Below are 22,276 nucleotides of genomic sequence, written 5' to 3'. Positions count from 1 at the left end.
TTCCCACGGAGTTACGAATCTCCTAACCTCATCACGTTTGCAGGAGGTCAGCGGGAGGGGAGGCCCGGTCTTGTGACGCTTACCCTTAAAGATGTGTCCAAGGTCGTCGGGGGCCGGACCCACGTGTATCCGACCGACCTGACGCTTGAGAAAGGCACGATGAACGTGCTTCTCGGCCCGACGAACGCGGGAAAGACGACACTCATGCGGCTGATGGCCGGGCTTGACGTTCCGACGTCGGGCCAGGTGCTTTGGCAGGGCGAAGACGTGACCGGCCAGCGGGTGCAGGACCGCAAGGTCGCGATGGTCTACCAGCAGTTCATCAACTACCCGTCGATGAGCGTCTATGACAACATCGCCTCGCCCCTGCGGCTGATGGGACTGGACAAGGCCACGATCGACACCCGCGTACGGGAAACGGCCGAGCTGATGCAGCTGACGCCCCAGATCGAGCGGCGCCCGCTTGAACTCTCGGGCGGGCAGCAGCAGCGCTGCGCCCTCGCTCGGGCTCTTGTAAAGAACGCGGGGCTTGTCCTGCTGGACGAGCCGCTCGCGAACCTCGACTACAAGCTGCGCGAGGAATTGCGCGCCGAGATCCCGCGCATCTTCGAAAAATCGGGCTCGATCTTCGTCTACGCCACGACGGAACCAGAAGAGGCGCTGCTGCTTGGCGGCAACTGCGCGACGCTCTGGCAGGGACGGGTGACGCAGTTCGGGCCCACGCCGTCGGTTTATCGCCAGCCCGCGGATGCGACGACGGCGCGCGTCTTCTCGGACCCGCCGATGAACTTCATCGAGATCCACAAGACGGGCGATCGCATCCGTTTCGGCACCGGCGACGACGTCGCCGCGGGCGCGCGCTGGCAGGATCTGGACGACGGCACCTATACCGCCGGTTTCCGCCCCAATCACATGACGCTGGAAGGGGCGGACGGCGCGCTAAACTTCGACACGACGCTCGTGGTGACCGAAATCACGGGGTCGGAGACCTTCGTCCATGTCGACCATCAGGGCACCCGCTGGGTGGGGCTGGTGCATGGCGTGCGCGACCTCGATGCCGGCAGGCCGCTTCGGGTGCATATCGATCCACGCCATGTCTACGTCTTCGGCACGGACGGCCGGCTGGTCCAGCCTGCCCCCTATGCGGAGGCCGCGTGATGGCCAAGATCACCCTCGACACTCTCGCCCATAGTTACCTCGACGCGCCGCAATCGCCCGAGGATTTCGCCCTGAAGGAGCTGAACCACGACTGGACCGATGGTGAGGCCTATGCGCTTCTGGGTCCGTCGGGATGCGGCAAGTCCACGCTTCTCAACATCATCTCGGGCCTGCTGATCCCCAGCCACGGGCGCGTCCTCTTCGACGGCCGGGACGTCACGCATCTGCCCACGGCCGAGCGCAATATCGCGCAGGTGTTCCAGTTCCCGGTCGTCTACGATACGATGACCGTCCGCCAGAATCTGGCTTTTCCGCTGAAGAACCGCGGCCTGCCGGCCGACGAGATCCGCGATCGCGTCGCCCGCGTCGGGCGGATGATCGATATGGAGGATGCGCTGGACCGGCGGGCCTCGGGTCTGACGGCGGATGCCAAGCAGAAGATCAGCCTGGGGCGCGGCATGGTGCGCGACGATGTGAACGCGCTGCTGTTCGACGAGCCGCTGACGGTGATCGACCCGCACATGAAGTGGGAGCTTCGGACCCAGCTGAAGACGCTGCATCGCGAGTTCGGCCACACGATGATCTACGTCACCCACGACCAGACCGAGGCGCTGACCTTCGCCGACAAGGTGGTGGTGATGTATGACGGCCGCGTCGTCCAGATCGGGACGCCGGACGAGTTGTTCGAAAGGCCGGGGCATACCTTCGTCGGCTATTTCATCGGCTCGCCGGGCATGAACCTGTTCGACGCCGAGATCGAGGGCACTGCGGCCCGCATCGCGGGCACGCGGGTCGAACTCGGGGCGCGCTATCCAACGTCAGGCGGCACTCTCAAGATCGGGGTGCGTCCGGAATACATCCGCATGGGCGAAACCGGAATCCCCGCACGTGTCACCCGGGTCGAGGATGTCGGTCGCCACAAGATCGTGCGTCTTGACGTCGACGGCCACCCGGTGGCGGCGATCGCGGGCGAGGGGCAAGGCGTGCCCGACGGGGCCACGCATGTGCAGTTCGCCGAGGGCGGCGTCAACGTCTACGAAAACGACTGGCGCGTCACGCCCGAGGGTGGCGACCGCCCCGGCGGACGGATCAGGGAGGACGCCGCGTAATGAAGACCGAAAACCAGAAGGCATGGTTTCTCGTCCTGCCGGTGCTCATCCTCGTCGCATTTTCGGCGGTTATCCCGCTGATGACGGTCGTCAACTACTCGGTTCAGGATACGTTCGGGAACAACCAGTTCTTCTGGGCCGGCCTCGCATGGTTCGACGACATGCTGCATTCCGAGCGGATGTGGAACGCGCTTGGCCGGCAGATCGTGTTCTCGTCAATCATCCTCGCCATCGAGGTGCCGCTGGGCGTGCTGGTGGCGCGCAACATGCCCAAGAAGGGTGTCTGGGCCAGTGTATGCCTCGTCCTGATGGCGCTGCCGCTGCTGATCCCGTGGAACGTGGTGGGGACGATCTGGCAGATCTTCGGCCGGGTCGACATCGGCCTTCTGGGTTACACGCTGGATGCGCTCGGGGTCGACTACAACTACACGCAGGGCTTCTACGCCGCTTGGGCCACCGTCATTGTCATGGACGTGTGGCACTGGACATCCCTCGTGGCGCTTCTGGCCTACGCGGGGCTGCAGTCGATCCCCGACGCCTATTACCAGGCCGCGAAGATCGACCAGGCCAGCCGCTGGTCGGTGTTCCGCTACATCGAGCTGCCCAAGATGCGTGGCGTGCTGACCATCGCGATCCTTCTGCGCTTCATGGACAGCTTCAAGATCTACACGGAACCCTTCGTGCTGACGGGCGGTGGCCCGGGCAATGCGACGACCTTCCTGTCCATCGACCTCGTTAAGATGGCGCTGGGACAGTTCGACCTTGGCCCCGCCGCCGCGTTTTCGCTGATGTATTTCCTGGTCATCATGGTGATCTCCTACGTCTTCTACATCGTCATGACCAATCTCGACAAAGAGGAGGGAGGGGAATGACCGACCGGACAGCCACCCGGACAGCCACGGTGCCCGACAGCGCGCCGGGCGCCGCCGTCCTGCCCGGCGATGTCAGCCACGAGGACGCGAACACCCGGCTGCGCCGCGGTAGCCGGTTCAGCGGTTCGGCCGTGGTCATGACGGTTTACATCCTGTTCCTGATGCTGCCGATCTACTGGCTCATCAACATGAGCCTCAAGACCAACCGCGAGATCCTGGGCGGCGTATCGCTCTGGCCCGAGGCGCCGACGCTGCAGAACTACGAGACGATCCTGACCGACCCGTCGTGGTACATGGGGTACATCAATTCGCTGACCTACGTGGTCCTGAACACGGTGATCTCGATCGCCGTGGCGCTGCCGGCGGCCTATGCCTTTTCGCGCTACCGCTTCATGGGCGACAAGCACCTGTTCTTCTGGCTTCTGACGAACCGCATGGCGCCGCCCGCGGTCTTTGCGCTGCCGTTCTTCCAGCTTTACTCGTCGGTCGGCCTTTTCGACACGCATATCGCCGTGGCGCTGGCGCATTGCCTTTTCAACGTGCCGCTTGCGGTCTGGATCCTCGAAGGCTTCATGCGCGGCGTTCCGAAGGAGATCGACGAAACCGCCTATATCGACGGCTATTCCTTCCCCGGCTTCTTCGTGAAGATCTTCATGCCGCTCATCTCGTCCGGCGTCGGTGTCGCGGCCTTCTTCTGCTTCATGTTCTCCTGGGTCGAACTTCTGCTGTCGCGCACCCTGACCTCGGTCGAGGCCAAGCCGATCGCCGCCACGATGACGCGGACGGTGGGCGCGGCCGGAGTGGACTGGGGCGTGCTGGCCGCGGCCGGCGTGCTGACGATCATTCCCGGCGCGCTCGTGATCTGGTTCGTTCGCAACTACATCGCCAAGGGCTTTGCCCTGGGGAGGGTGTGATGGCGCAAAGTTCGCACAAACGTGGCGGCGCGGGGCTGATCGCCGGGCTGGTCGCGCCATGGCTCGCGGTCGGCGGCGTCATCCTCTGGGCGGCGCTGCGCGCCAGCGGCGAGGACAGCGCCTTTGCCTGGACGCAAAGCCTCAACCCCGGGGGATGGATGGCTTGGGTCTTTCCGACGGCGCTGTTCTTCTGGATCGTCGCCGGCCTGCTGGTCCTTTTCTCGATCCTCGCGATCCGCGCCCCCGAAACGCCCCGGCGGGGCATTCTGCGGATCGAGACCACGCGCGGCGACCGCCTGTTCATCGCGCTGCTGGTCGCGGGCTTCGTGAACCTCGCCTGGCTGGCGCTCGGGCTTGGCCCGCAATGGGCCGCGCTGGTGGCCTGCGCCATCCTGGCCGCGGCGATCTTCCGGCTCGTCTGACAGAGGGGCCCGAAAAGACGGACGTTCGACATATAAGGGAGGAACTTATGAACGTGTTACTCAGATCGACCACCGCGCTGTCGATGATGGTGGGGCTGGCCGCCCCGGCCTTCGCCGACATGCAGGCGGCGCAGGATTTCCTCGACGCCGAGATCGGCGACGTCTCGACCCTGACCCGAGAGGAGCAGGAAGCCGAGATGCAGTGGTTCATCGATGCCGCGGCCGAGTTCGAGGGCATGGACATCAACGTGGTGTCCGAAACCATCACCACCCATGAATACGAGGCGCAGGTGCTGGCCCCCGCCTTCAGCGCGATCACCGGCATCAACCTCACCCACGACCTGATCGGCGAGGGCGACGTGGTCGAGCGTCTGCAGGTGCAGATGCAATCGGGACAGAACGTCTATGACGCCTTCGTCAACGACAGCGACCTGATCGGCACCCACTGGCGGTACGGACAGGCGCGCAACCTGACCGAGTGGATGGCGGGCGACGGCGCCGACGTCACCTCGCCCACGCTCGATCTCGACGACTTCATCGGAACTCAGTTCACCACGGGCCCCGACGGTAATCTCTACCAGCTGCCCGACCAGCAGTTCGCGAACCTCTACTGGTTCCGTTACGACTGGTTCAACGACGAACAGACCAAGGCCGATTTCCAGGAGGAATACGGCTACGAGCTGGGCGTTCCGGTGAACTGGGCCGCCTACGAGGACATCGCCGCGTTCTTCACCGGCCGCGACATGAGCTATATCGAAGGCGAGCCCACGTCGGTCTGGGGCAACATGGACTACGGCAAGAAGGACCCCTCGCTCGGCTGGCGCTACACCGACGCGTGGATGTCGATGGCCGGCATGGGCGACAAGGGCGAGCCGAACGGCCTGCCTGTCGACGAATGGGGCATCCGGGTCAACGAGCAGTCCCAGCCCGTCGGCGCCTGCGTGGACCGCGGCGGCGCGACGAACTCGCCCGCCGCCGTCTATGCCGTGGACAAAGCGATCGAGTGGCTGCAGAACTACTCGCCGCCGCAGGCCGCCGGCATGACCTTCTCCGAGGCCGGCCCGGTGCCGGGGCAGGGGGACATCGCCCAGCAGATGTTCATGTACACGACCTTCGTGGCCCCGCTCGTCGACAGCCCCGCCGTGATGAACGACGACGGCACGCCAAAGTGGCGGCTGGCCCCGTCGCCGCATGGCGTCTACTGGGAAGAGGGGATGAAGGTCGGCTATCAGGACGTGGGATCCTGGACGATCCTCAAGTCCACCCCCACCGACCGCGCCAAGGCCGCCTGGCTCTACGCGCAGTTCGTCACCTCCAAGACCGTGGACGTGAAGAAGGCCGACGTCGGACTGACCTTCATTCGCGACAGCACCATCAACTCCGAACACTTCACCGAACGTGCGCCGCGTCTTGGCGGCCTGGTCGAGTTCTACCGCTCGCCCGACCGCGTGCGGTGGTCGCCCACTGGCACCAACGTGCCGGACTACCCCAAGCTGGCGCAGCTCTGGTGGCAGAACATCGGCGACGCCATGTCCGGTGCGAAATCCAGCCAGGAGGCGCTGGACCAGCTCTGTTCGGACATGGAGGACGTGATGATGCGTCTCGAACGGGCCGGGGTGCAGGGTGACCAGGGCCCGGCGTTGAACGAGGAGGAGAGTGCGGAGTACTGGTTCGACCAGCCCGGCGCGCCGAAACCCGCCCTCGAAAACGAGGATGAAGAGCCCCAGACGGTGTCCTACGACGAACTCGTCCAGTCCTGGCAATAAGCCCCGGGCGCCCGGTTACCCGGGCGCCTATTTTCAGGTCGGGACGCGGGATGCCGCGTCCCGGCCTTTCTGTCGCCGCACCGACCTTTCGACAGGCAAACCGACCTTGCGGACGGCAGCGCCGAACTCAAGCGCCAGACCCGATCGGCAAGGCTCCTACGCGTCACCCCGGGGCTCACCCAGAGGTGCAGACCGCAGGCCCGGACCGCGGCGCGAAGCCCCTCCGAGTGACCCCGATTGCAAGACGTGCAACGTTCGAGTGTCCCGCGCCGCAACGAGTTTCTGCCGTGCCCCCCTGCCGACGCCGCGCGCAGCCGTATTTCCGCCGCATTCGCCCGCCGATTCGTGAGTGATTCGCCATCGGACCTGCGATAACGCGAAACGGAACGTCTCCCTTCAGTAGTTTGGCCCGAAAACGGGAACAACCAACGCGGTCATTGCGACACTAGGGTCAATAAAATTTGCGTTTTCATGGCGCCATGCATTGTCTTCCAATCCCCGACAGTAGCAGCCCTGATTGCGCGATTTGCCGGGAATCATAGAAACTTCGGTGACCACTCAGCTTACCTGAGCTCAACCAGCATCAGCACGGTTTTTCTCAAGAAATCAGCGCCTTGCGTTTGGTCGGCAGTTCTTCTAAGTGGCCAACCACTCCATTCTTCCCCCATCCGGGCACCCCGCAACTCAGACGCGAACGCGCCACCGGCCGGTCTGATCTTCGCCGCTTTTCGGACACTTTTTGCTTCCCGTAGGGCACCCTGCATGGCTACCTAAGCCTGTCGACAAGGTGCGACACGGTCGTTGGGGGACGACCGGAGCGGCGCGACCGGGGCTACACGACGGCCACGCCGCCCGAAGAGGTCTGGGGGAGGGAACTCCACCGACATGACAACAGGGATTGGTCGGCTCCCAGGGGCCGGGACGACATCGCTTTGCGCCGCCGGATCCGGCGGCGGGTGTCGAAAAAGATAACAGGGCCCGGGCGCGAGCACAGCTCAGCCATGCGCCAACGGTAACGGGAGACGTAACGATGTCGGACTACCTTCTCGATTGGACGCACGCGAGCGCGGACGGAACCACCACCCTGTCGCATGACGGATCGGACGTGAACGTCACCGTCAGCACGCCGCGCAACCACGACGGCGACGAATTCGAGAAGGCCTCGGCCCGGGCGTGGGACTGTGACGACGCGCTCAAGGCCTCCTGCGTGGACGAGCCGGTGCGCGCCTGCATCACCTTCGACCAGCCGGTGGACAACGTCAGCTTCGAGCTTTTCGACGTCGACTCGCGCCCCTGCCTCTGGGATGAGCGGGTCACGGTCATCGCCAAGGATGCCCACGGCAATCCGGTCGAGGTCAAGTTCTCGGACCTCGCGTCGCACCACGTCGTCAACGGCGGCACGGTCGATGCCACCGGCGCTGTCGGCTACGGCGTTGACGGCCCTGGCGCGGCAGACAGCGTCACCGTGACCATCCCGGGCGAGATCACCAGCCTCGAGATCGTGTTCGAAGACGGCTCCGCCGCGTCGCATACCGGGACGATCGGCGTCTCCGACATCTCGTTCGACCGCGCCTGCGCCGATCTCGACGGGTATGTCGAAGGGACCGACGGCGACGACCTGATCGACGACGCCTACCTGGGCGACCCCGAAGGCGACCGCATCGACGCGAACGACGCGATCCTGCCGGGTGACGCGCCCAATGACGACGTGGTGCTGGCGGGCGATGGCGACGACACCGTCTTTGCCGACGCGGGCGACGACGAAATCTACGGCGGCGCCGGCGACGACTACCTCGACTCGGCCGAAGGCTTCGACACGGTCTATGGCGGCGGCGGCTCGGACACGATCGACGGCGGCGACCAGAATGACACGCTGATCGGCGGCGGACCCGACAATCTGGGGCAGGGCGGCCCGGTCACCATCACCATCAACGGCGGCAACAGCGCCTATTCGAACGACGTCTTCGTCTACGAGATCGACCCCGACACCGGGCGTATCTCCAACGTGCAGATGCTGGGCACCGAGGGCCGCGACAACGGCGAAAGCTACAGCGTCTCCGTGACGCCCGGCGCGGTGATCGGTGTGGGCATCGTCACTGACCGTGGCGACCATTACTACAGCTCGGGCTACGGCGATAACCTTGGGCTGAACCGCGATGGCCTGCTGCACACCCGCGGCGAGGGCGTGAACCCCGATGGGTCGGTCAACATCGGGTTCGAAGACCTGAGGTACGGCGGCGACCGCGACTTCGACGATGCCCGCCTGACGATCAACCTGGGCGACTCGGGCGCGCGGTTCGACAACGCCCACTACGATTACGACTCGACCATCGGCGGGCCCGGCTATTCGGCCGACGGCGGAGACCTGATCGCGGGCGAGCTGGGCGACGACTACATTGACGGCGGCGACGGTGACGACACGCTCGACGGGGGCGAGGGCAACGACACGATCCTCGGCGGCGCAGGCAACGACGCGATCGAGGGCGTCGGCGGCGACGACCTGATTTTTGGCGGCGAGGGCGCTGACAGCATCGATGCGGGCGGTGGCAACGACAGCGTTGACGGCGGCGCCGGGCGCGACCTGATCGACGGCGGCGCAGGCGACGACAGCATCACCGGCGGGGCCGACAGCGACACCATCTATGGTGGTGCCGGAAATGACTGGATCGATGGCGGAGACGGCGGCGACAGCATCGAGGGCGGCGACGGCAACGACACCATCATCGGCGGCCAGGACATCGACACGATCCACGGTGGCTGCGGCGATGACCAGATCACCGGCGGCGACGGGCTCGACTACCTCTACGGCGATGAAGGCAACGACACGATCGAGGCCGGGCGCGGCGGCGATTTCGTCTATGGCGGCGCGGGCAACGACAGCCTGATCGGGGCCTCCGGGCCGGACGAGCTTTATGGCGAAGACGGCGACGACACGATCATTGCCGACAGCGCGGATGACTACATTGACGGTGGCGCGGGGAATGACAGCCTCGATGGCGGCACGGGCGATGACACGATCCTGGGCGGCGATGGCGAGGACCGGATCACGACCGGACGTGGCAATGACCATGTCGATGCAGGCTTTGACGCCGACTATATCGGCGGGGTCAATGCCGGCGACACAATCCTGGGCGGCTCGGGCTTCAACGCGGGATCCGCGGACCACGATGTGCTTGACCTGAGCGGATCGCTCGGCGGCAACAGCTACCGGTTGGACGGGGTCACCACGGACAGCGACGGCAACGGCATCGATGGCGACGTCGTCTATTTCGACGACCACGGAAACGAGACCGGCCGCCTGCATTTCGAGAACATCGAAGAGATCATCCCCTGCTTCACCCCCGGCGCCCGCATCGCGACGCCCCGGGGCGAACGTCTGGTCGAGGATCTGCGTGAAGGCGACCGGATCATCACCCGGGACAACGGCATCCAGGAGATCCGCTGGGTCGGACGAAAGCAGCTGGGCTATCAGGAGCTTCAACAGAACCGGCATCTGAAGCCGGTCCTGATCAAGGCCGGGGCGCTTGGTCACGGCCTTCCCGAGCGTGACATGCTGGTCAGCCCCAATCACCGGGTGCTGGTCGCCAGCGACCGCACGCAGCTCTATTTCGAAGAGCGCGAGGTGCTGGTTGCTGCCAAGCACCTGGTCAACGCCGACACCATCCGCAGCGTCGAGACACTGGGCACGCATTACATCCACTTCATGTTCGACCGGCACGAGGTCGTGCTGTCCGACGGGTCCTGGACCGAAAGCTTCCAGCCGGGCGATTACACCCTGGGTGGGATCGGCAATGCACAGCGGGCCGAGATCCTCGAACTTTTCCCCGAGCTGGACGCGCCGGAGGGGATCGAGAACTATGCCGCTGCCCGCCGCACCCTGAAACGGCACGAGGCCCGGCTGCTGGTCGACTGATCGCGCAAGGGGGCATCCGGACCAAGGCTACAACCGCGGCGGCCAAAGACCGCCCCGGGGTCCGACACGGAAGGGCGAGGGCCGGGGGCGGCCCTCGCCCTTTGTCCTTCTCACCCCACCGCTGGCACGGTCCGGGCGCGGAGATCCCAGAATCGGCCCCGGTGCGGGGGGAAACAGCCCGTCGCTGCAGCGGCGACGTTTGTTCCTGAGACGGATACGGTCCGGCCCTGAAAAGCGGTTAATTCTTGCTTGCCACAACAATGCCCGGATTTTTCTGCTGTTTAAGCCCTACCGGGCCACATCCCGCACCAATGCTGTGCTCTAGAACAGCCCTGCGGGATAATCCGCTTCCTATACGTCAGATCCATAAGAGCGTATGGATACGACGTGAATCGACCCGGCCAATCCGGGCCCGTCTGGAGATGCACTGGAATGGCGACGCGCAATGGTACCTCGAACAACGACACGATCGTCGGCACCGAGGATGACGATACCCTCCGCGGTTACAACGGGCAGGACAAGCTGTACGGCAAGGGCGGGAACGACACGATCGAGGGTGGCGATGGTGACGACTACATCGACGGGGGCAGCGGCCACGACAGCCTGAGCGGCGGCAGCGGGCAGGATTACATCAAGGGCGGCAGCGGCAATGACTACATCGACGGCGGCGATGGCGTCGACACACTGCTGGGCGGGTGCGGCGACGATACGATCCTTGGTGGCCAGGGGACTGATTTCATTGACGGCGGATCGGGCAATGATTTGCTGGCCGGCGGCGCAGACCCGGACATTGTGCATGGCGGATCGGGCAACGACACGATCTACGGCGCGACCGACGGCGACCATCTTTACGGTGACGACGACCGCGACACCTTCGTCATCCAGAAGGGCGCGGGCAACGCCTACATCTGGGGCGGCGAAGGAGGAGACGATTTCGACACGCTCGACCTGAGCAACATGTCGCCCGACGACTACATCCTGCACTACGACCCCCACTGCGAAAGCGGGTGGCTCCGGGTGCGCGACGACTGGGGCAACTTCAGCCGCACCGTGCAGTTCAGGGAAATCGAGAAGGTCGTGATCTGCTTCACGCCCGGCACCAGCATCGCAACGCCCCAGGGCGAGCGCCTGGTCGAGGATCTGCGCGAAGGCGACCGGGTCTTCACCCGCGACAACGGCGTGCAGCGGATCCGCTGGGCCGGAAAGAAAAACCTGGCTGCGGCGGATCTGGAGGCTGATGCGCGGCTGAACCCCGTGCTGATCCGGGCGGGCGCCCTCGGCAACGGCCTGCCCGAGCGCGACATGATGGTGTCGCCCTGCCATCGCATGCTGATCAATTCCGACCGCGCCGCGATGTATTTCGACGAACGCGAAGTTCTGGCCGCCGCCAAGCACCTGACCGAGATGCAGGGGGTCGATCAGGTGCGCACCGGATCGGTCACCTATCACCATATCCTCTTCGACCGGCACGAAATCATCCTTGGCAACGGAGCCTGGACCGAAAGCTTCCAGCCGGGCGACTACTCCCTGCGCGGCATCGGCTCGGAGCAGCGGCAGGAGATCCTGATGCTTTTCCCCGAGCTGGCCGATCAGGAGGGGGCGCAGGGCTTTGCCGCGGCGCGCCAGACCCTCAAAAGGCACGAGGCGCGGCTGCTGGTCTGAGCACCTGCGGGAGGGCCGAGCTACTGAACTGCGGTCAACGGCGTCCCTAGCGGGCGCCGTTTTCCGTTCCGCGCCAGGCCGCCCAGGCCTCTGGCGTATCCAGGTCCAGTCGCGCGCGCTGGCCGGGCAGGGACAGGGTGGCGACCCTCTCGCCTGTCAGAACCTCTTTTCCGCCGACATCGCCCGACAGGCGCGACAGGGCCGGGTACAATCGGCGGGGAAAGATCACCGGGAACCCGGGTAAGCCGTCCGCCGTCGTCGCCCGCAACGGCAGGTTCGGCGCCGCGCCGAAGGCCGCTATCATCCGCGCCAGGTCGGCGGTCACGATCTCGGGCATGTCGGCCAGCATCACCATCAGGCCGGAAGGGTCATCCCCGATTGCGGCGACACCGGCCCGGAAGGACGCCGCCATGCCCTCGGCCGGATCCGGCACGACCACCCGCGTCACGGGCACCCCGTCGAGGGCGGCATGCCGGCCCGGGCGCAACACCTCGGGCGGCAGGGTGACATAGACCGGCGCTGACGCCCCAAGCGCCCTCTCGGCCAGACAGCGCAGAAGCGGCGCCCCCGCCACAAGCTCCAACAGCTTGTCTCGTCCGCGCATCCGACGCGACAACCCGGCGGCGAGGAGGAGGATGGCGACCCTGTCTCTCACCCGACTGCCGCGCGGTAAAACTGCGGACGAAAAGGCTGTGGTGCGCGACGAATTTGAAGCCTAGATTTAACCATATCTTAACCTCTTCGCGGAGCAGACATCTTGCAAACCCGGCTGACCGCCTTTGGGCTCGGTATTGCGCTCGCACTCCTCGCTGACGCCGCAGCGGCACAGTCTGCCGCCACCGTTGACACCCAAGGTACCAGCCCCGCGGTTGTCCAGATGCTCGACCGGTTGCGGGGAACGGCGGGACCCGTCGTTTCGGCCGCGTGCTGCAAGGTCTGCTCAAAGGGCAAGCCCTGCGGAAACAGCTGCATTCGCCGCGATTATACCTGCCGCAAGGGGCCGGGCTGCGCCTGCTAGGCAGCCCTGCGCCCCTAGCGTTCCGGGATCAGCCCGCGCGGCGAGAAGCGCAGCACGACCAGCAGCACGATCCCCATGGTCAGAAGGCGCATATGTGCAGCCCCGGCAATCAGGTGCGATCTGAGGCCCGACCCCTCGGGCAAGCCCGAGGTGATGACCGACATCAGCCACAGGCCCAGCGGTTCGACCTGAACCCAGAGGAACCAGATCAGGAAGCCGCCCAGCACCGCGCCCCAGTTATTGCCCGACCCGCCGACGATCACCATCACCCAGACGAGGAAGGTGAAGCGTAGCGGCTGGTAGGCAGAGGTCACAAGCTGACCGTCAAGCGTGGTCATCATCGCGCCCGCCAGTCCGCAGACCGCGCTGCCGATGATGAAGATCTGCAGGTGCCGCTTGGTGACATCCTTGCCCATCGCCTCGGCCGCGACCTCGTTGTCGCGGATCGCGCGCATCATGCGTCCCCATGGCGAAGCCAGCGCGGCCTGCGCCAGCCACAGAACGACCAGAAGGACCACGGTAAACAGCCCGGTGTAGGCCAGCTTGACCGCCAGCGACGAGGCCGTGACCGGATCGATCCCGAGCCCCTGCGCCCGATCCACGAAGGCCTGCGAATTCTGCAGGTCGACCTCGTAAGGAACGGGGCGGGGCAATCCGATCACGTTCTTGACGCCACGGCTCAGCCAGTCCTCGTTCTTCATCACGGCGATGATGATCTCGGCGATGCCGAGGGTCGCGATGGCCAGATAGTCCGAACGCAGGCCAAGCGCCGTCTTGCCCACGATCCACGCCGCGCCCGCCGCCAAAAGCCCGCCTATTGGCCATGCCACCAGCACCGGCAGGCCCAGCCCGCCCAGATATCCGGTTGCCGAGGGATCGACATCCTCGATCGCCTCGACCGCCACGTCGAAGGTCCAGCGGAAGGCGATGAAGCCCACCAGCAGGATCGCGATCATCGACAGGCTGCGCGCCCAGCCATGCGGCATCCGCTTCCAAGTCTGTACTGCGGCGACGATCGCCAGCGCGCCCACGACGAGGGCCGCCAGAACCCGAAGGCCCCCCGCGGCCCAGGCCTCGTCCACCGGGGGCATCGATACGACAACGGCGCCCAGCCCGCCAAGCGCGACGAAGCCCATCACGCCCACGTTAAAGAGGCCCGCGTAGCCCCACTGCATGTTCACGCCAAGCGCCATGATGGCCGAGATCAGCCCCATGTTCAGCACACCCAGAGCGACGTTCCAGCTTTGCATGACGCCGGTCAGAAGGAACAGCACGACGACGACACCGAAGAACAGCGGCGCCCGGACGGAATTGCTCATACCGATTTCCCCCGGAAAAGGCCCGTGGGCCGGAACAACAGGACGATCACGAGGATCGCGAAGGACACCGCGAACTTGTAGTCAGTGGATAGAAGCTGCCCCAGACCGTCGATCTCGAACCGCTCGGGCAGGGCGTAGTTCGCCACCTTCTTCCAGGCGTAGGTCACTGCAACCTCGGAATAGGCGATGATGAAGCCGCCCGCGATGGCCCCCAGGGGCGAGCCTAGCCCCCCCACGATGGCGGCGGCGAAGATGGGCAGCAGCAACTGGAAATAGGTGAAGGGCTTGAACGACTTGTCGAGACCGTAGAGCACGCCCGCCACCGTCGCCAGCGCCGCGACGATGATCCAGGTGATGGCGACGACACGCTCGGGGTTGATGCCCGAGAGAAGCGCCAGGTCCTCGTTATCCGAAAACGCGCGCATCGACTTGCCAGTACGGGTGCAGGTCAGGAACCAGAAGAGCAACGCCACGACCAGGACCGCGGTAACCACGGTGATCGCCTGGCTGGAGCGCAGCGCAAGCCCCTCGTCCAGCCCCGTCCAGTTGCGGAAGTCGCGGGCCGAGATCAGGAACCGCGTGCCGTCATCGAAGTTACGGTCGTCGACCCCGATGATGAAGCGGACCACGCCATTGGTGACGAACATTACGCCCATCGAGACGATGACCAGGATCACGGGTGCCGCGCGTTGCTTGCGGTAGAAACGATAGACCACCCGGTCGGTCGCCAGCACGTAAAGCGCGGTGATCGCGATGCCTACGGGCAGCGCCAGAAGGGCGGTTGGCAATGGGCCGAAGCTGATGCCCGCGCCCTGCAGGACCCAGGTGAACAGGATCGTCGCCATGGTGCCGAAGGCCATGGTGTCGCCGTGGGCGAAGTTCGAAAACCGCAGGATGCCGTAGATCAGCGTGACGCCGAGCGCGCCGAGGCTGAGCTGTGCGCCATAGGCGGTCGCCGGGATAACGACGAAATTTGCAAGCGCCACCAGAGCGTTCAGCGCGTCCATCTAAGTTCCTTCGAAATCTGATGTTTCGGTCCGTGCGGGGTGCCATTCCCCCGGCACATGGTCAACGCGAACCTGCCGCTGCGGCTCACCCTGTGGTCGCAGGGCCGCGGGTCCGCCCCGGACTGCACGCCGCGCCGCTTCCGGCGGGTAGGGGCCGGCCTACCCACCAAGGAAGGACCGGCGCACGTCGGGGTCGTTCAGCAGCGCGCGGCCTGTATCGGTAAAGGCATTGCGTCCCTGCACCAGCACGTAGCCGCGGTCGGCGATCTCGAGCGCCTGGCGCGCGTTCTGTTCGACCATCAGGATCGAGATGCCGGTGCGCGCGACTTCGATGATCCGATCGAACAGCTCGTCCATGACGATGGGGCTGACACCGGCGGTGGGTTCGTCCAGCATCAGGACGGTGGGGCGGGTCATGAGCGCCCGTCCGACAGCCACCTGCTGACGCTGGCCGCCCGACAATTCGCCGGCCGGCTGGCGCCGCTTGTCCCTGAGGATCGGAAACAGATCGTAAACCTGCGCCATCGTGTCCGCGATATCGTCGCGCCGGAGAAAGGCCCCCATCTCGAGGTTCTCTTCGACCGTCATCGAGGTGAAGATGTTGTGGGTCTGCGGCACGAAGGCCATGCCCTGGGCAACCCGCGCCTGCGGCGTCAGGGCGGTGATGTCGCGCCCTGCCAGCCGAACCGCGCCCTTGCGCAGCGACAGCATGCCGAAAACCGCCTTCATCGCCGTCGACTTGCCCGCGCCGTTCGGGCCCACGATCACCGCGATCTGGCCCGGATCGATCGAGATCGTGCACCCGTTCAGGATGTCGCCACCACCGCCATAGCCGCCGGTCATCGCGTCGCCGATCAGCGCCGGGATTCCGGCGCCCGGTGCTTCGGCAGAGGCTGCACCAACATGGTCTGCAGCAACGGTGCGGGGTGTCTCGGGGGCGAAGGTCTGGGCCATGTCGTCACCTGCGGGAATTTGCGAATATTGCGAAAGGGCGGGGCAGGCCGGGGCGTCGTTCCGGACCGTACCAGTGTCGGGCCGTCAGACGGCCGGTTCGGCGACCTTGTTCTTCAGACCGGTGCCGAGATAGGCCTCGATCACCTGCTCGTTGGCCTTGATCTCGTCAATGGTGCCCTGCGCCAGCACGTGGCCTTCGGCCATGACGATCACCGGATCGCAGAGGCGGCCGATGAAATCCATGTCGTGCTCGATCATGCAGAAGGTGTAGCCGCGTTCGCGGTTCAGCCGCAGGATCGCATCGCCGATGGTGTTGAGCAGGGTGCGGTTCACGCCCGCGCCCACCTCGTCGAGGAACACGATCTTGGCATCGACCATCATCGTCCGGCCGAGTTCCAGCAGCTTCTTCTGCCCGCCAGACAGGTTGCCGGCGCGTTCGTCGGCCAGGTGGGAGATGGTCAGGAAATCGAGCACTTCATCGGCCTTGGCAGCCAGCGCGCGTTCCTCTTGGGCGATGCGGCCGCGGCCGAACCACGCGTTCCACAGCGTCTCGCCCGACTGATCGGCCGGCACCATCATCAGGTTCTCGCGCACCGTCATCGACGAAAACTCGTGTGCGATCTGAAAGGTGCGCAGAAGCCCCTTTGAGAACAGCGCATGCGGCGGCAGGCCGGTGATGTCCTCGCCATCCATGACGACGCGCCCCGACGTGGGCGGCAGAACCCCCGCCACCACGTTGAACAGCGTGGTCTTGCCGGCCCCGTTCGGTCCGACGAGACCGGTGATGGAACCTTTGCGGATTTCCAGTGTTGCACCATCAACGGCACGGAAGCCGCCGAAATGCTTGTGGACGTCATCGACGACGATCATCCCCATCCCTCCACAGGCCGCCGGTTTCAGGCAAGCGTCCCCGCCTAACGGACCGGCCGCGGTTTCTGTCGTTTTGAAAGAGCAGCCCGGTGCCTCATCCCCGCACCGGGCTGTTTTTTTCGTCTGGCGCCGCCCGGGGCCGAAGGCCCGGGCCGACGCCCCGAAGTTCAGTGCATCTTGACCGTCGAATAGGCGCCGTCGGTCACCTCGTATTCGCGGAAGGTGCCGGCCGCTTCGCCCGGGCCGATCAGCTCGACATTGGTGGCGCCGACATAGTCGATGTCGCCACCCTCGGCGAGGATCTCCAGCGCCTTGGCCAGTTCGCCCGGAAGGATCTGTTCGCCCGGCGCGTTCGCAACCTCGGTGATCGAGGCCTTGTAGTCGGCGGCGTCGGTCGATCCGGCAGCCTCCATCGCCAGGGCCAGCAGGGCGGCGGCGTCATAGCTTTCGCGGGTGAAGGTGCTGTCGCCGTTGATGCCGGCGGCCTCGGTCGCGGCCATGAACGCCTCGGCGCCTTCGCCTTCCGACCATGGCACGGTGCCGAAGGAGCCCTCCATGTCGGCGCCCAGATCATCCATCAGGGTCTGCGCGAACATGCCGTCGCCCATGACGAAGGTGTCGAAGGCCCCGGTGTCGAGAGCGGACTGGATCATGCCCTTGCCGCCGGCATCGGCGTAGCCCAGCACCACCAGCGCCTCACCGCCGGCCGAGGCCAGCGCGCCGATCTCTGCCGAATAGTCGGCCTTGCCGTCTTCGTGCGGCGAGGCGAGCGTCACGGTGCCACCCAGCTTTTCGAAGGCTTGCGTGACGGCGTCGGAAAGACCCTTGCCGTAGTCGGCGTTCACATAGGTGACCGCGACTTCTTCGATGCCCTTGTCGTTCAGGACCTCGGCGATGACTTCGCCCTGACGCGCATCGCTGGGCGAGGTGCGGAAGAACAGGTCATTGTCCTCGGCCGAGGAAAGCGCCGGCGAAGTCGCCGAGGGCGAGATCATCGCGACGCCGTTCGGCACGGCGACGTTGGCCAGCACCGCGCCGGTCACGCCCGAGCAGTCGGCACCCATGATGCCGGCCACGCCGTCCGAGGTCACCAGACGTTCGGCGGCGGCGGTCGCCGCGGCACTGTCGATGCAGGTCGAATCGGCGCGCACGGATTCCAGCATGCGCCCGTCGAGGATGCCGCCCGCGTCGTTGATTTCGTTCAGCGCCAGTTCGGCCGCGTCTGCCATGTTCGGCGTCAGCGATTCGATCGGGCCCGTGTAGCCGAGGATCACGCCGATCTTCACCGGGTCGCCGGATTGGGCGAGGGCACCGGAGGCGGCGGTGATTGCGGCGCCTGCAAGCAGCAGTTTTTTCATTCTGAACTCTCCCTGTCTGCGACGGCGGTCCATAAAGCGGCCGCGTCGTCCGCGGGGGACGTTATATTGCGTGGAAAGGATTGGGAAGGGCAGGCGACGCTACGGCGCGCCATACCTCGCGCGGTTGAGCAGGGGGCGGGATCGCACGGGGCGGGACTGCACGTTCCTTGCCGGTCGCAGGAGCCGACCATCGCGGCAACTGTCTAAGGCTGGGCAGCGTGCCCGCGGGCCGAGGGTCTAGACCGCGTCGCGGGCGGCGTGGGAGCCGCGTTCGCGATATGGCGTCGTGGCATAATGCGCGCGGTAGCATTTCGAGAAATGCGAGGGGCTTGTGAAACCACAGGCAAGCGCCACGTTGATCACGCTCATGTCCGTCTGCATCAACAGGTTGCGCGCCTTCTGCAGCCTCAGTTCCATGTAGTACCGCTTGGGGCTGCGGCTGAGATAGCGGCGAAACAGCCGTTCCAGCTGGCGGGTCGACATCCCCACGTCCTGCGCCAGGATCGCGGGGCTGATCGGCTCTTCTATATAGGCCTCCATCTTCTGGATGACCTGGGCAAGCTTGGGGTGGCGCACGCCGATCCGGGTCGGCACCGACAGCCGCTGCACATCCTGATCGGTACGTATCGCGGAATAGATCAGCTGGTCCGCCACCGCGTTCGCCAGATCCTCGCCATGATGGTCGGCGATCAACTTCAGAAGCAGGTCCACGGAGGAGGTGCCGCCCGCCGTGGTATACCGCGGGCCGTCGACGACAAAGACCGACTTGGTCAGCGTCACCTCTTCGAATTCCTCGAGGAAACTGTCGTGATTCTCCCAGTGGATGGTCGCGCGGCGCCCGTCCAGCAACCCGGCCTTTGCGAGGGTCCAGCCGGCGGTGCAAAGCCCGCCGATCACCGGCCCGTGCCGTGCCTCGCGACGCAACCACCCCACGATCCGCTTCGACGACGCCTCGCCCACGTCCAGCCCGCCGCAGACTAGGATTGTATCGTCGCGCCCAAGCCCGGGCAGGTCGCAGTCCAGCTCGACCCCCAGCCCGGCCGAGGAGAAGACGCGCCCCGGATCCCCGTCGTTGCGCCCCTCGCCATCGCCCGTCAGCACCCACGTATAAAGCGTGCGCCCGGCGACACGGTTGGCACAGCGCAGCGCCTCGACCGCGCAGGAGAACGACAGCAACGTGAACTTGTCGAGCAGGACGAACACGAACCGACGCGGCTTGACCTCGGTGAGCTCCGGGCTCGGCGTCTGGCGACTTGGGCTCATGGGCGGCCACCCTCAGGTTGATTGAGCGAGCGAAGCAAATTTGACGAGGTGGATCAAGATGGCGATCCGAATTCGACCGAGGGTGGTTTCCAAGGTCTCAATACCTGCATATAACCGAAGCTCACCTCGTGACAGGGGAGAAGAGAGTGATGAGCGACTGGACGAAGGCCGCATGGCGCGCGAAACCGCGGGTGCAGATGCCCGACTATACCGATGCCGAGCGGCTGGCCGCGGTCGAAACCCGACTGGCCAAGTTTCCGCCGCTCGTCTTTGCCGGTGAGACACGCACGCTGAAGGCCGAGCTGGCCGAAGCGGCCGAGGGCCGGGCCTTTCTGCTGCAGGGCGGCGATTGCGCCGAAAGCTTTGCCGAATTTTCGGCCGACGGCATCCGCGACACCTTCAAGGTGTTGTTGCAGATGGCGATGGTGCTGACCTACGGCGCCAAGGTTCCGACGGTTAAGATCGGCCGCATGGCCGGGCAATTCGCCAAACCGCGGTCGGCCCCCACCGAAAAGGTCGGTGATGTCGAGCTGCCGTCCTATCGCGGCGACATCATCAACGGCTTCGACTTCACGCCCGAGGCCCGCATTCCCGCGCCCGAGCGTATGCTCGAAGCCTACACCCAGGCGGCGGCGACGCTGAACCTTCTGCGCGCCTTCTCGAAGGGCGGTTTTGCCGATCTGCACCGGGTGCACGCCTGGACACTGGGGTTCACTGACCGGGAAGAGGCCGAGAAATACCGCGACATGGCGAACCGGATCCAGGATTCGCTCGATTTCATGTCCGCCGCGGGACTGACCAGCCAGTCGAACCACGAGCTGAACACCGTCGATTTCTACACCAGCCACGAAGCGCTTTTGCTGGAATACGAAGAGGCGCTGTGCAGGATCGATTCGACCACCGGCCAGACGATCGCGGGATCGGGCCACCTGATCTGGATCGGCGACCGCACCCGTCAGCCTGACGGCGCGCATGTCGAATTCGCCCGCGGCGTGGCCAACCCCATCGGCCTGAAATGCGGCCCCTCGATGGAGGTCGACGATCTCAAGCGATTGCTGGACAAGCTCAACCCGTCGAACGAGGCCGGGCGCCTGACGCTGATCGCCCGCTTCGGCGCGGGAACGGTGGGCGACCACCTGCCCAAGCTGGTCCGTGCGGTCGAGGAAGAGGGCGCGAAGGTGCTCTGGACCTGTGATCCGATGCACGGCAACACCATCAAGTCGGCCACGGGGTACAAGACCCGGCCCTTCGAGTCGGTCCTGCGCGAGGTGCAGGAGTTCTTCGCCGTCCACAACGCCGAGGGCACGATCCCCGGTGGCGTGCATTTCGAGATGACGGGCCGCGACGTGACCGAATGCACCGGCGGCGTCCACGCGGTGAGCGAAGAGAACCTGGCAGACCGCTACCACACGGCCTGCGATCCGCGGCTCAATGCCTCGCAGGCGCTCGAACTGGCGTTCCTCGTTGCCGAAGAGCTTTCAGGACGGCAGGTCGCCCAACGCCAATCCGCGGTCGGCTGATCGCGGGCACCAAACGTCGGTCCGGTCCGCCACGACGCGATGTCGGCGGCAGTCGCCACCAAATGCAACGCGCCCCCGCAGAGACCTGCGGGGGCGCGTTGCATTTGGAATGATCCTATCTGGCTGACAGATGCGGGCATCCCGGGGTTATGCCCGGCGCCCGGATGCGCACACGGCTGTTAGGTCTGGGGACCGTTCGGCCCGCCGCACCACGACCCGGTCACAAGCTCTGTACCGACAGCCAGCGCGCTGCCAGGCGGGGCGCGAACATGCGGTCATCGCGCCCGGACCTTCGACGACGCCTGTCAGGCGTCCTCGGAGGTCCGGACGAGGCGCAGGTGCGGCCGTCCCGCAGGGCGCGAGGGCGTGTCGGCGGCGGGGTGGGGCACCTCTGCCCGTTCCGCCGCCGGCACGGGGTCGACCACGCGGTCGGCGACCGGGTGGTCCGCAGGCGCAGCGGCAGCTACCGGGTCGGCCTCGGCCGACGGCGACGCCACGGGGGCCGGCAGACCGCCCGACAGGCCGCGGCGCAACTGCCCGGCGATGGTAAGCCGCTGTGGGGCGGTCACCGGGCCCTCAAGCCGAAGAACGCCGATGGCCCGGGTCGTCTCGCCCCATTCGTCGCGCAGCGGCAACAGCAGCATCCGCCCCGTCACCTTGCCCCGCCAGCGCGGCGCCTGGCCGGTCAGCCCGAATTCCAGACGCGCAGGACCCGAAAACATCGCGTCCACCGCCTGCGCCAGCTCCGCGCGCGACGCGGTGTCGAACAGCAGGCTGAGCGGAAGACCGCGGCAATCATGGCCGATAATCTCGGTCAGGTGACCACCGGCGACCCTCAGCTTGGCCTCGCCACGCGAAATCCGCTCGATCAGGAACACATGGTCCAGCGCGCCGGCGATGCCCCGCGGATCGACCTCGGACCGCTGCGGCATCAGGCGGCCGTCGCACAGGGCCTGCCAGTAGGTTTCCACCTCGACGAACGCGTCCCCTGGCTCGACCTGCTGCCGGGTCAGGATCGAAACGATGTTCGTCATCTCCTTGGTTTCGCTGTCCATGGCCGGACCCCTCTCATATCTCGCCGCATTGTTGTAGCAACCTTAACGGGCTGCTAACCGAATGCGGCCTCTCTCTGCCCCCGATTACGGCCATAG

The 22,276-nt window shown here is 65.7% G+C and carries 17 protein-coding genes; 9 read left to right on the top strand and 8 right to left on the bottom strand.

Annotation, left to right across the window (positions count from 1 at the left end; all coding sequences use genetic code 11):
- The first annotated feature begins 72 nt into the window (after nucleotides 1-72).
- From EKE94_RS03010 to EKE94_RS02975, 8 genes are all read left to right on the top strand, one after another.
- Nucleotides 73-1,158, top strand: a complete 1,086-nt coding sequence (locus EKE94_RS03010; RefSeq protein ID WP_127905110.1) for an ABC transporter ATP-binding protein — start codon at nucleotides 73-75, stop codon at nucleotides 1,156-1,158.
- Nucleotides 1,158-2,267 (top strand): ABC transporter ATP-binding protein, encoded by a 1,110-nt coding sequence (locus EKE94_RS03005; RefSeq protein WP_127905109.1) that lies wholly within the window; start codon nucleotides 1,158-1,160, stop codon nucleotides 2,265-2,267. Before EKE94_RS03010 ends, EKE94_RS03005 begins: the two co-directional genes overlap by 1 nt.
- Entirely contained in the window at nucleotides 2,267-3,139 is an 873-nt protein-coding gene (locus EKE94_RS03000; RefSeq protein WP_127905108.1) for a carbohydrate ABC transporter permease, read from the top strand. Before EKE94_RS03005 ends, EKE94_RS03000 begins: the two co-directional genes overlap by 1 nt.
- Nucleotides 3,136-4,053: a carbohydrate ABC transporter permease gene (locus tag EKE94_RS02995; protein WP_127905107.1), complete on the top strand. Its 918-nt coding sequence runs from the start codon at nucleotides 3,136-3,138 to the stop codon at nucleotides 4,051-4,053. Before EKE94_RS03000 ends, EKE94_RS02995 begins: the two co-directional genes overlap by 4 nt.
- The gene (locus EKE94_RS02990; RefSeq protein WP_127905106.1) at nucleotides 4,053-4,475 is read left to right on the top strand and encodes a DUF2160 domain-containing protein; all 423 of its coding nucleotides are present in this window, start codon (nucleotides 4,053-4,055) and stop codon (nucleotides 4,473-4,475) included. Before EKE94_RS02995 ends, EKE94_RS02990 begins: the two co-directional genes overlap by 1 nt.
- 47 nt (nucleotides 4,476-4,522) lie before the next feature.
- Nucleotides 4,523-6,241, top strand: a complete 1,719-nt coding sequence (locus tag EKE94_RS02985; RefSeq protein WP_127905105.1) for an ABC transporter substrate-binding protein — start codon at nucleotides 4,523-4,525, stop codon at nucleotides 6,239-6,241.
- A gap of 1,030 nt (nucleotides 6,242-7,271) precedes the next feature.
- Nucleotides 7,272-10,154 (top strand): Hint domain-containing protein, encoded by a 2,883-nt coding sequence (locus tag EKE94_RS02980; RefSeq protein ID WP_127905104.1) that lies wholly within the window; start codon nucleotides 7,272-7,274, stop codon nucleotides 10,152-10,154.
- Nucleotides 10,155-10,586: 432 nt separating this feature from the next.
- Nucleotides 10,587-11,816: a Hint domain-containing protein gene (locus EKE94_RS02975; protein WP_127905103.1), complete on the top strand. Its 1,230-nt coding sequence runs from the start codon at nucleotides 10,587-10,589 to the stop codon at nucleotides 11,814-11,816.
- Nucleotides 11,817-11,862: 46 nt separating this feature from the next.
- Here the strand turns inward: EKE94_RS02975 and EKE94_RS02970 are convergent, their stop codons facing one another.
- The 7 genes from EKE94_RS02970 to EKE94_RS02940 all read right to left on the bottom strand — a co-directional run bounded on the left by EKE94_RS02970 (nucleotide 11,863) and on the right by EKE94_RS02940 (nucleotide 19,605).
- Nucleotides 11,863-12,471 carry a nucleotidyltransferase family protein gene (locus EKE94_RS02970; protein WP_268878269.1) on the bottom strand — a complete coding sequence of 203 codons (609 nt, stop codon included), beginning with the start codon at nucleotides 12,469-12,471 and terminating at the stop codon, nucleotides 11,863-11,865.
- A gap of 377 nt (nucleotides 12,472-12,848) precedes the next feature.
- Entirely contained in the window at nucleotides 12,849-14,153 is a 1,305-nt protein-coding gene (locus EKE94_RS02965) for a branched-chain amino acid ABC transporter permease (RefSeq protein WP_127905101.1), read from the bottom strand.
- Nucleotides 14,150-15,160: a branched-chain amino acid ABC transporter permease gene (locus EKE94_RS02960; RefSeq protein ID WP_127905100.1), complete on the bottom strand. Its 1,011-nt coding sequence runs from the start codon at nucleotides 15,158-15,160 to the stop codon at nucleotides 14,150-14,152. The genes EKE94_RS02965 and EKE94_RS02960 overlap by 4 nt, the downstream gene beginning before the upstream one ends.
- A 159-nt stretch (nucleotides 15,161-15,319) precedes the next feature.
- Nucleotides 15,320-16,003 carry an ABC transporter ATP-binding protein gene (locus EKE94_RS02955; RefSeq protein ID WP_127905451.1) on the bottom strand — a complete coding sequence of 228 codons (684 nt, stop codon included), beginning with the start codon at nucleotides 16,001-16,003 and terminating at the stop codon, nucleotides 15,320-15,322.
- 195 nt (nucleotides 16,004-16,198) lie between these two features.
- A complete protein-coding gene (locus EKE94_RS02950; protein ID WP_127905099.1) occupies nucleotides 16,199-16,984 on the bottom strand; it encodes an ABC transporter ATP-binding protein in 786 nt (261 codons plus the stop codon).
- Between the two features lie 167 nt (nucleotides 16,985-17,151).
- On the bottom strand, nucleotides 17,152-18,342 hold the full coding sequence (locus tag EKE94_RS02945) for an ABC transporter substrate-binding protein (RefSeq protein ID WP_127905098.1): 1,191 nt from the start codon (nucleotides 18,340-18,342) through the stop codon (nucleotides 17,152-17,154).
- A 237-nt stretch (nucleotides 18,343-18,579) separates the two neighbouring features.
- On the bottom strand, nucleotides 18,580-19,605 hold the full coding sequence (locus EKE94_RS02940) for a GlxA family transcriptional regulator (RefSeq protein ID WP_127905097.1): 1,026 nt from the start codon (nucleotides 19,603-19,605) through the stop codon (nucleotides 18,580-18,582).
- A gap of 149 nt (nucleotides 19,606-19,754) precedes the next feature.
- Here EKE94_RS02940 and EKE94_RS02935 point away from each other — a divergent pair, with 149 nt between their 5' ends.
- Nucleotides 19,755-21,125, top strand: coding sequence for a class II 3-deoxy-7-phosphoheptulonate synthase (locus EKE94_RS02935; RefSeq protein ID WP_164870802.1), 1,371 nt, complete (start codon nucleotides 19,755-19,757; stop codon nucleotides 21,123-21,125).
- Between the two features lie 305 nt (nucleotides 21,126-21,430).
- On the opposite strand, the gene EKE94_RS02930 is transcribed toward EKE94_RS02935, so the two are convergent.
- Nucleotides 21,431-22,180, bottom strand: coding sequence for a PAS domain-containing protein (locus EKE94_RS02930; RefSeq protein WP_127905095.1), 750 nt, complete (start codon nucleotides 22,178-22,180; stop codon nucleotides 21,431-21,433).
- Nucleotides 22,181-22,276 lie beyond the last annotated feature (96 nt).

Source organism: Mesobaculum littorinae, assembly GCF_004011175.1.
Lineage (GTDB): Bacteria > Pseudomonadota > Alphaproteobacteria > Rhodobacterales > Rhodobacteraceae > Tranquillimonas > Tranquillimonas littorinae.
This window is presented reverse-complemented; position numbering and strand designations above follow the sequence as displayed.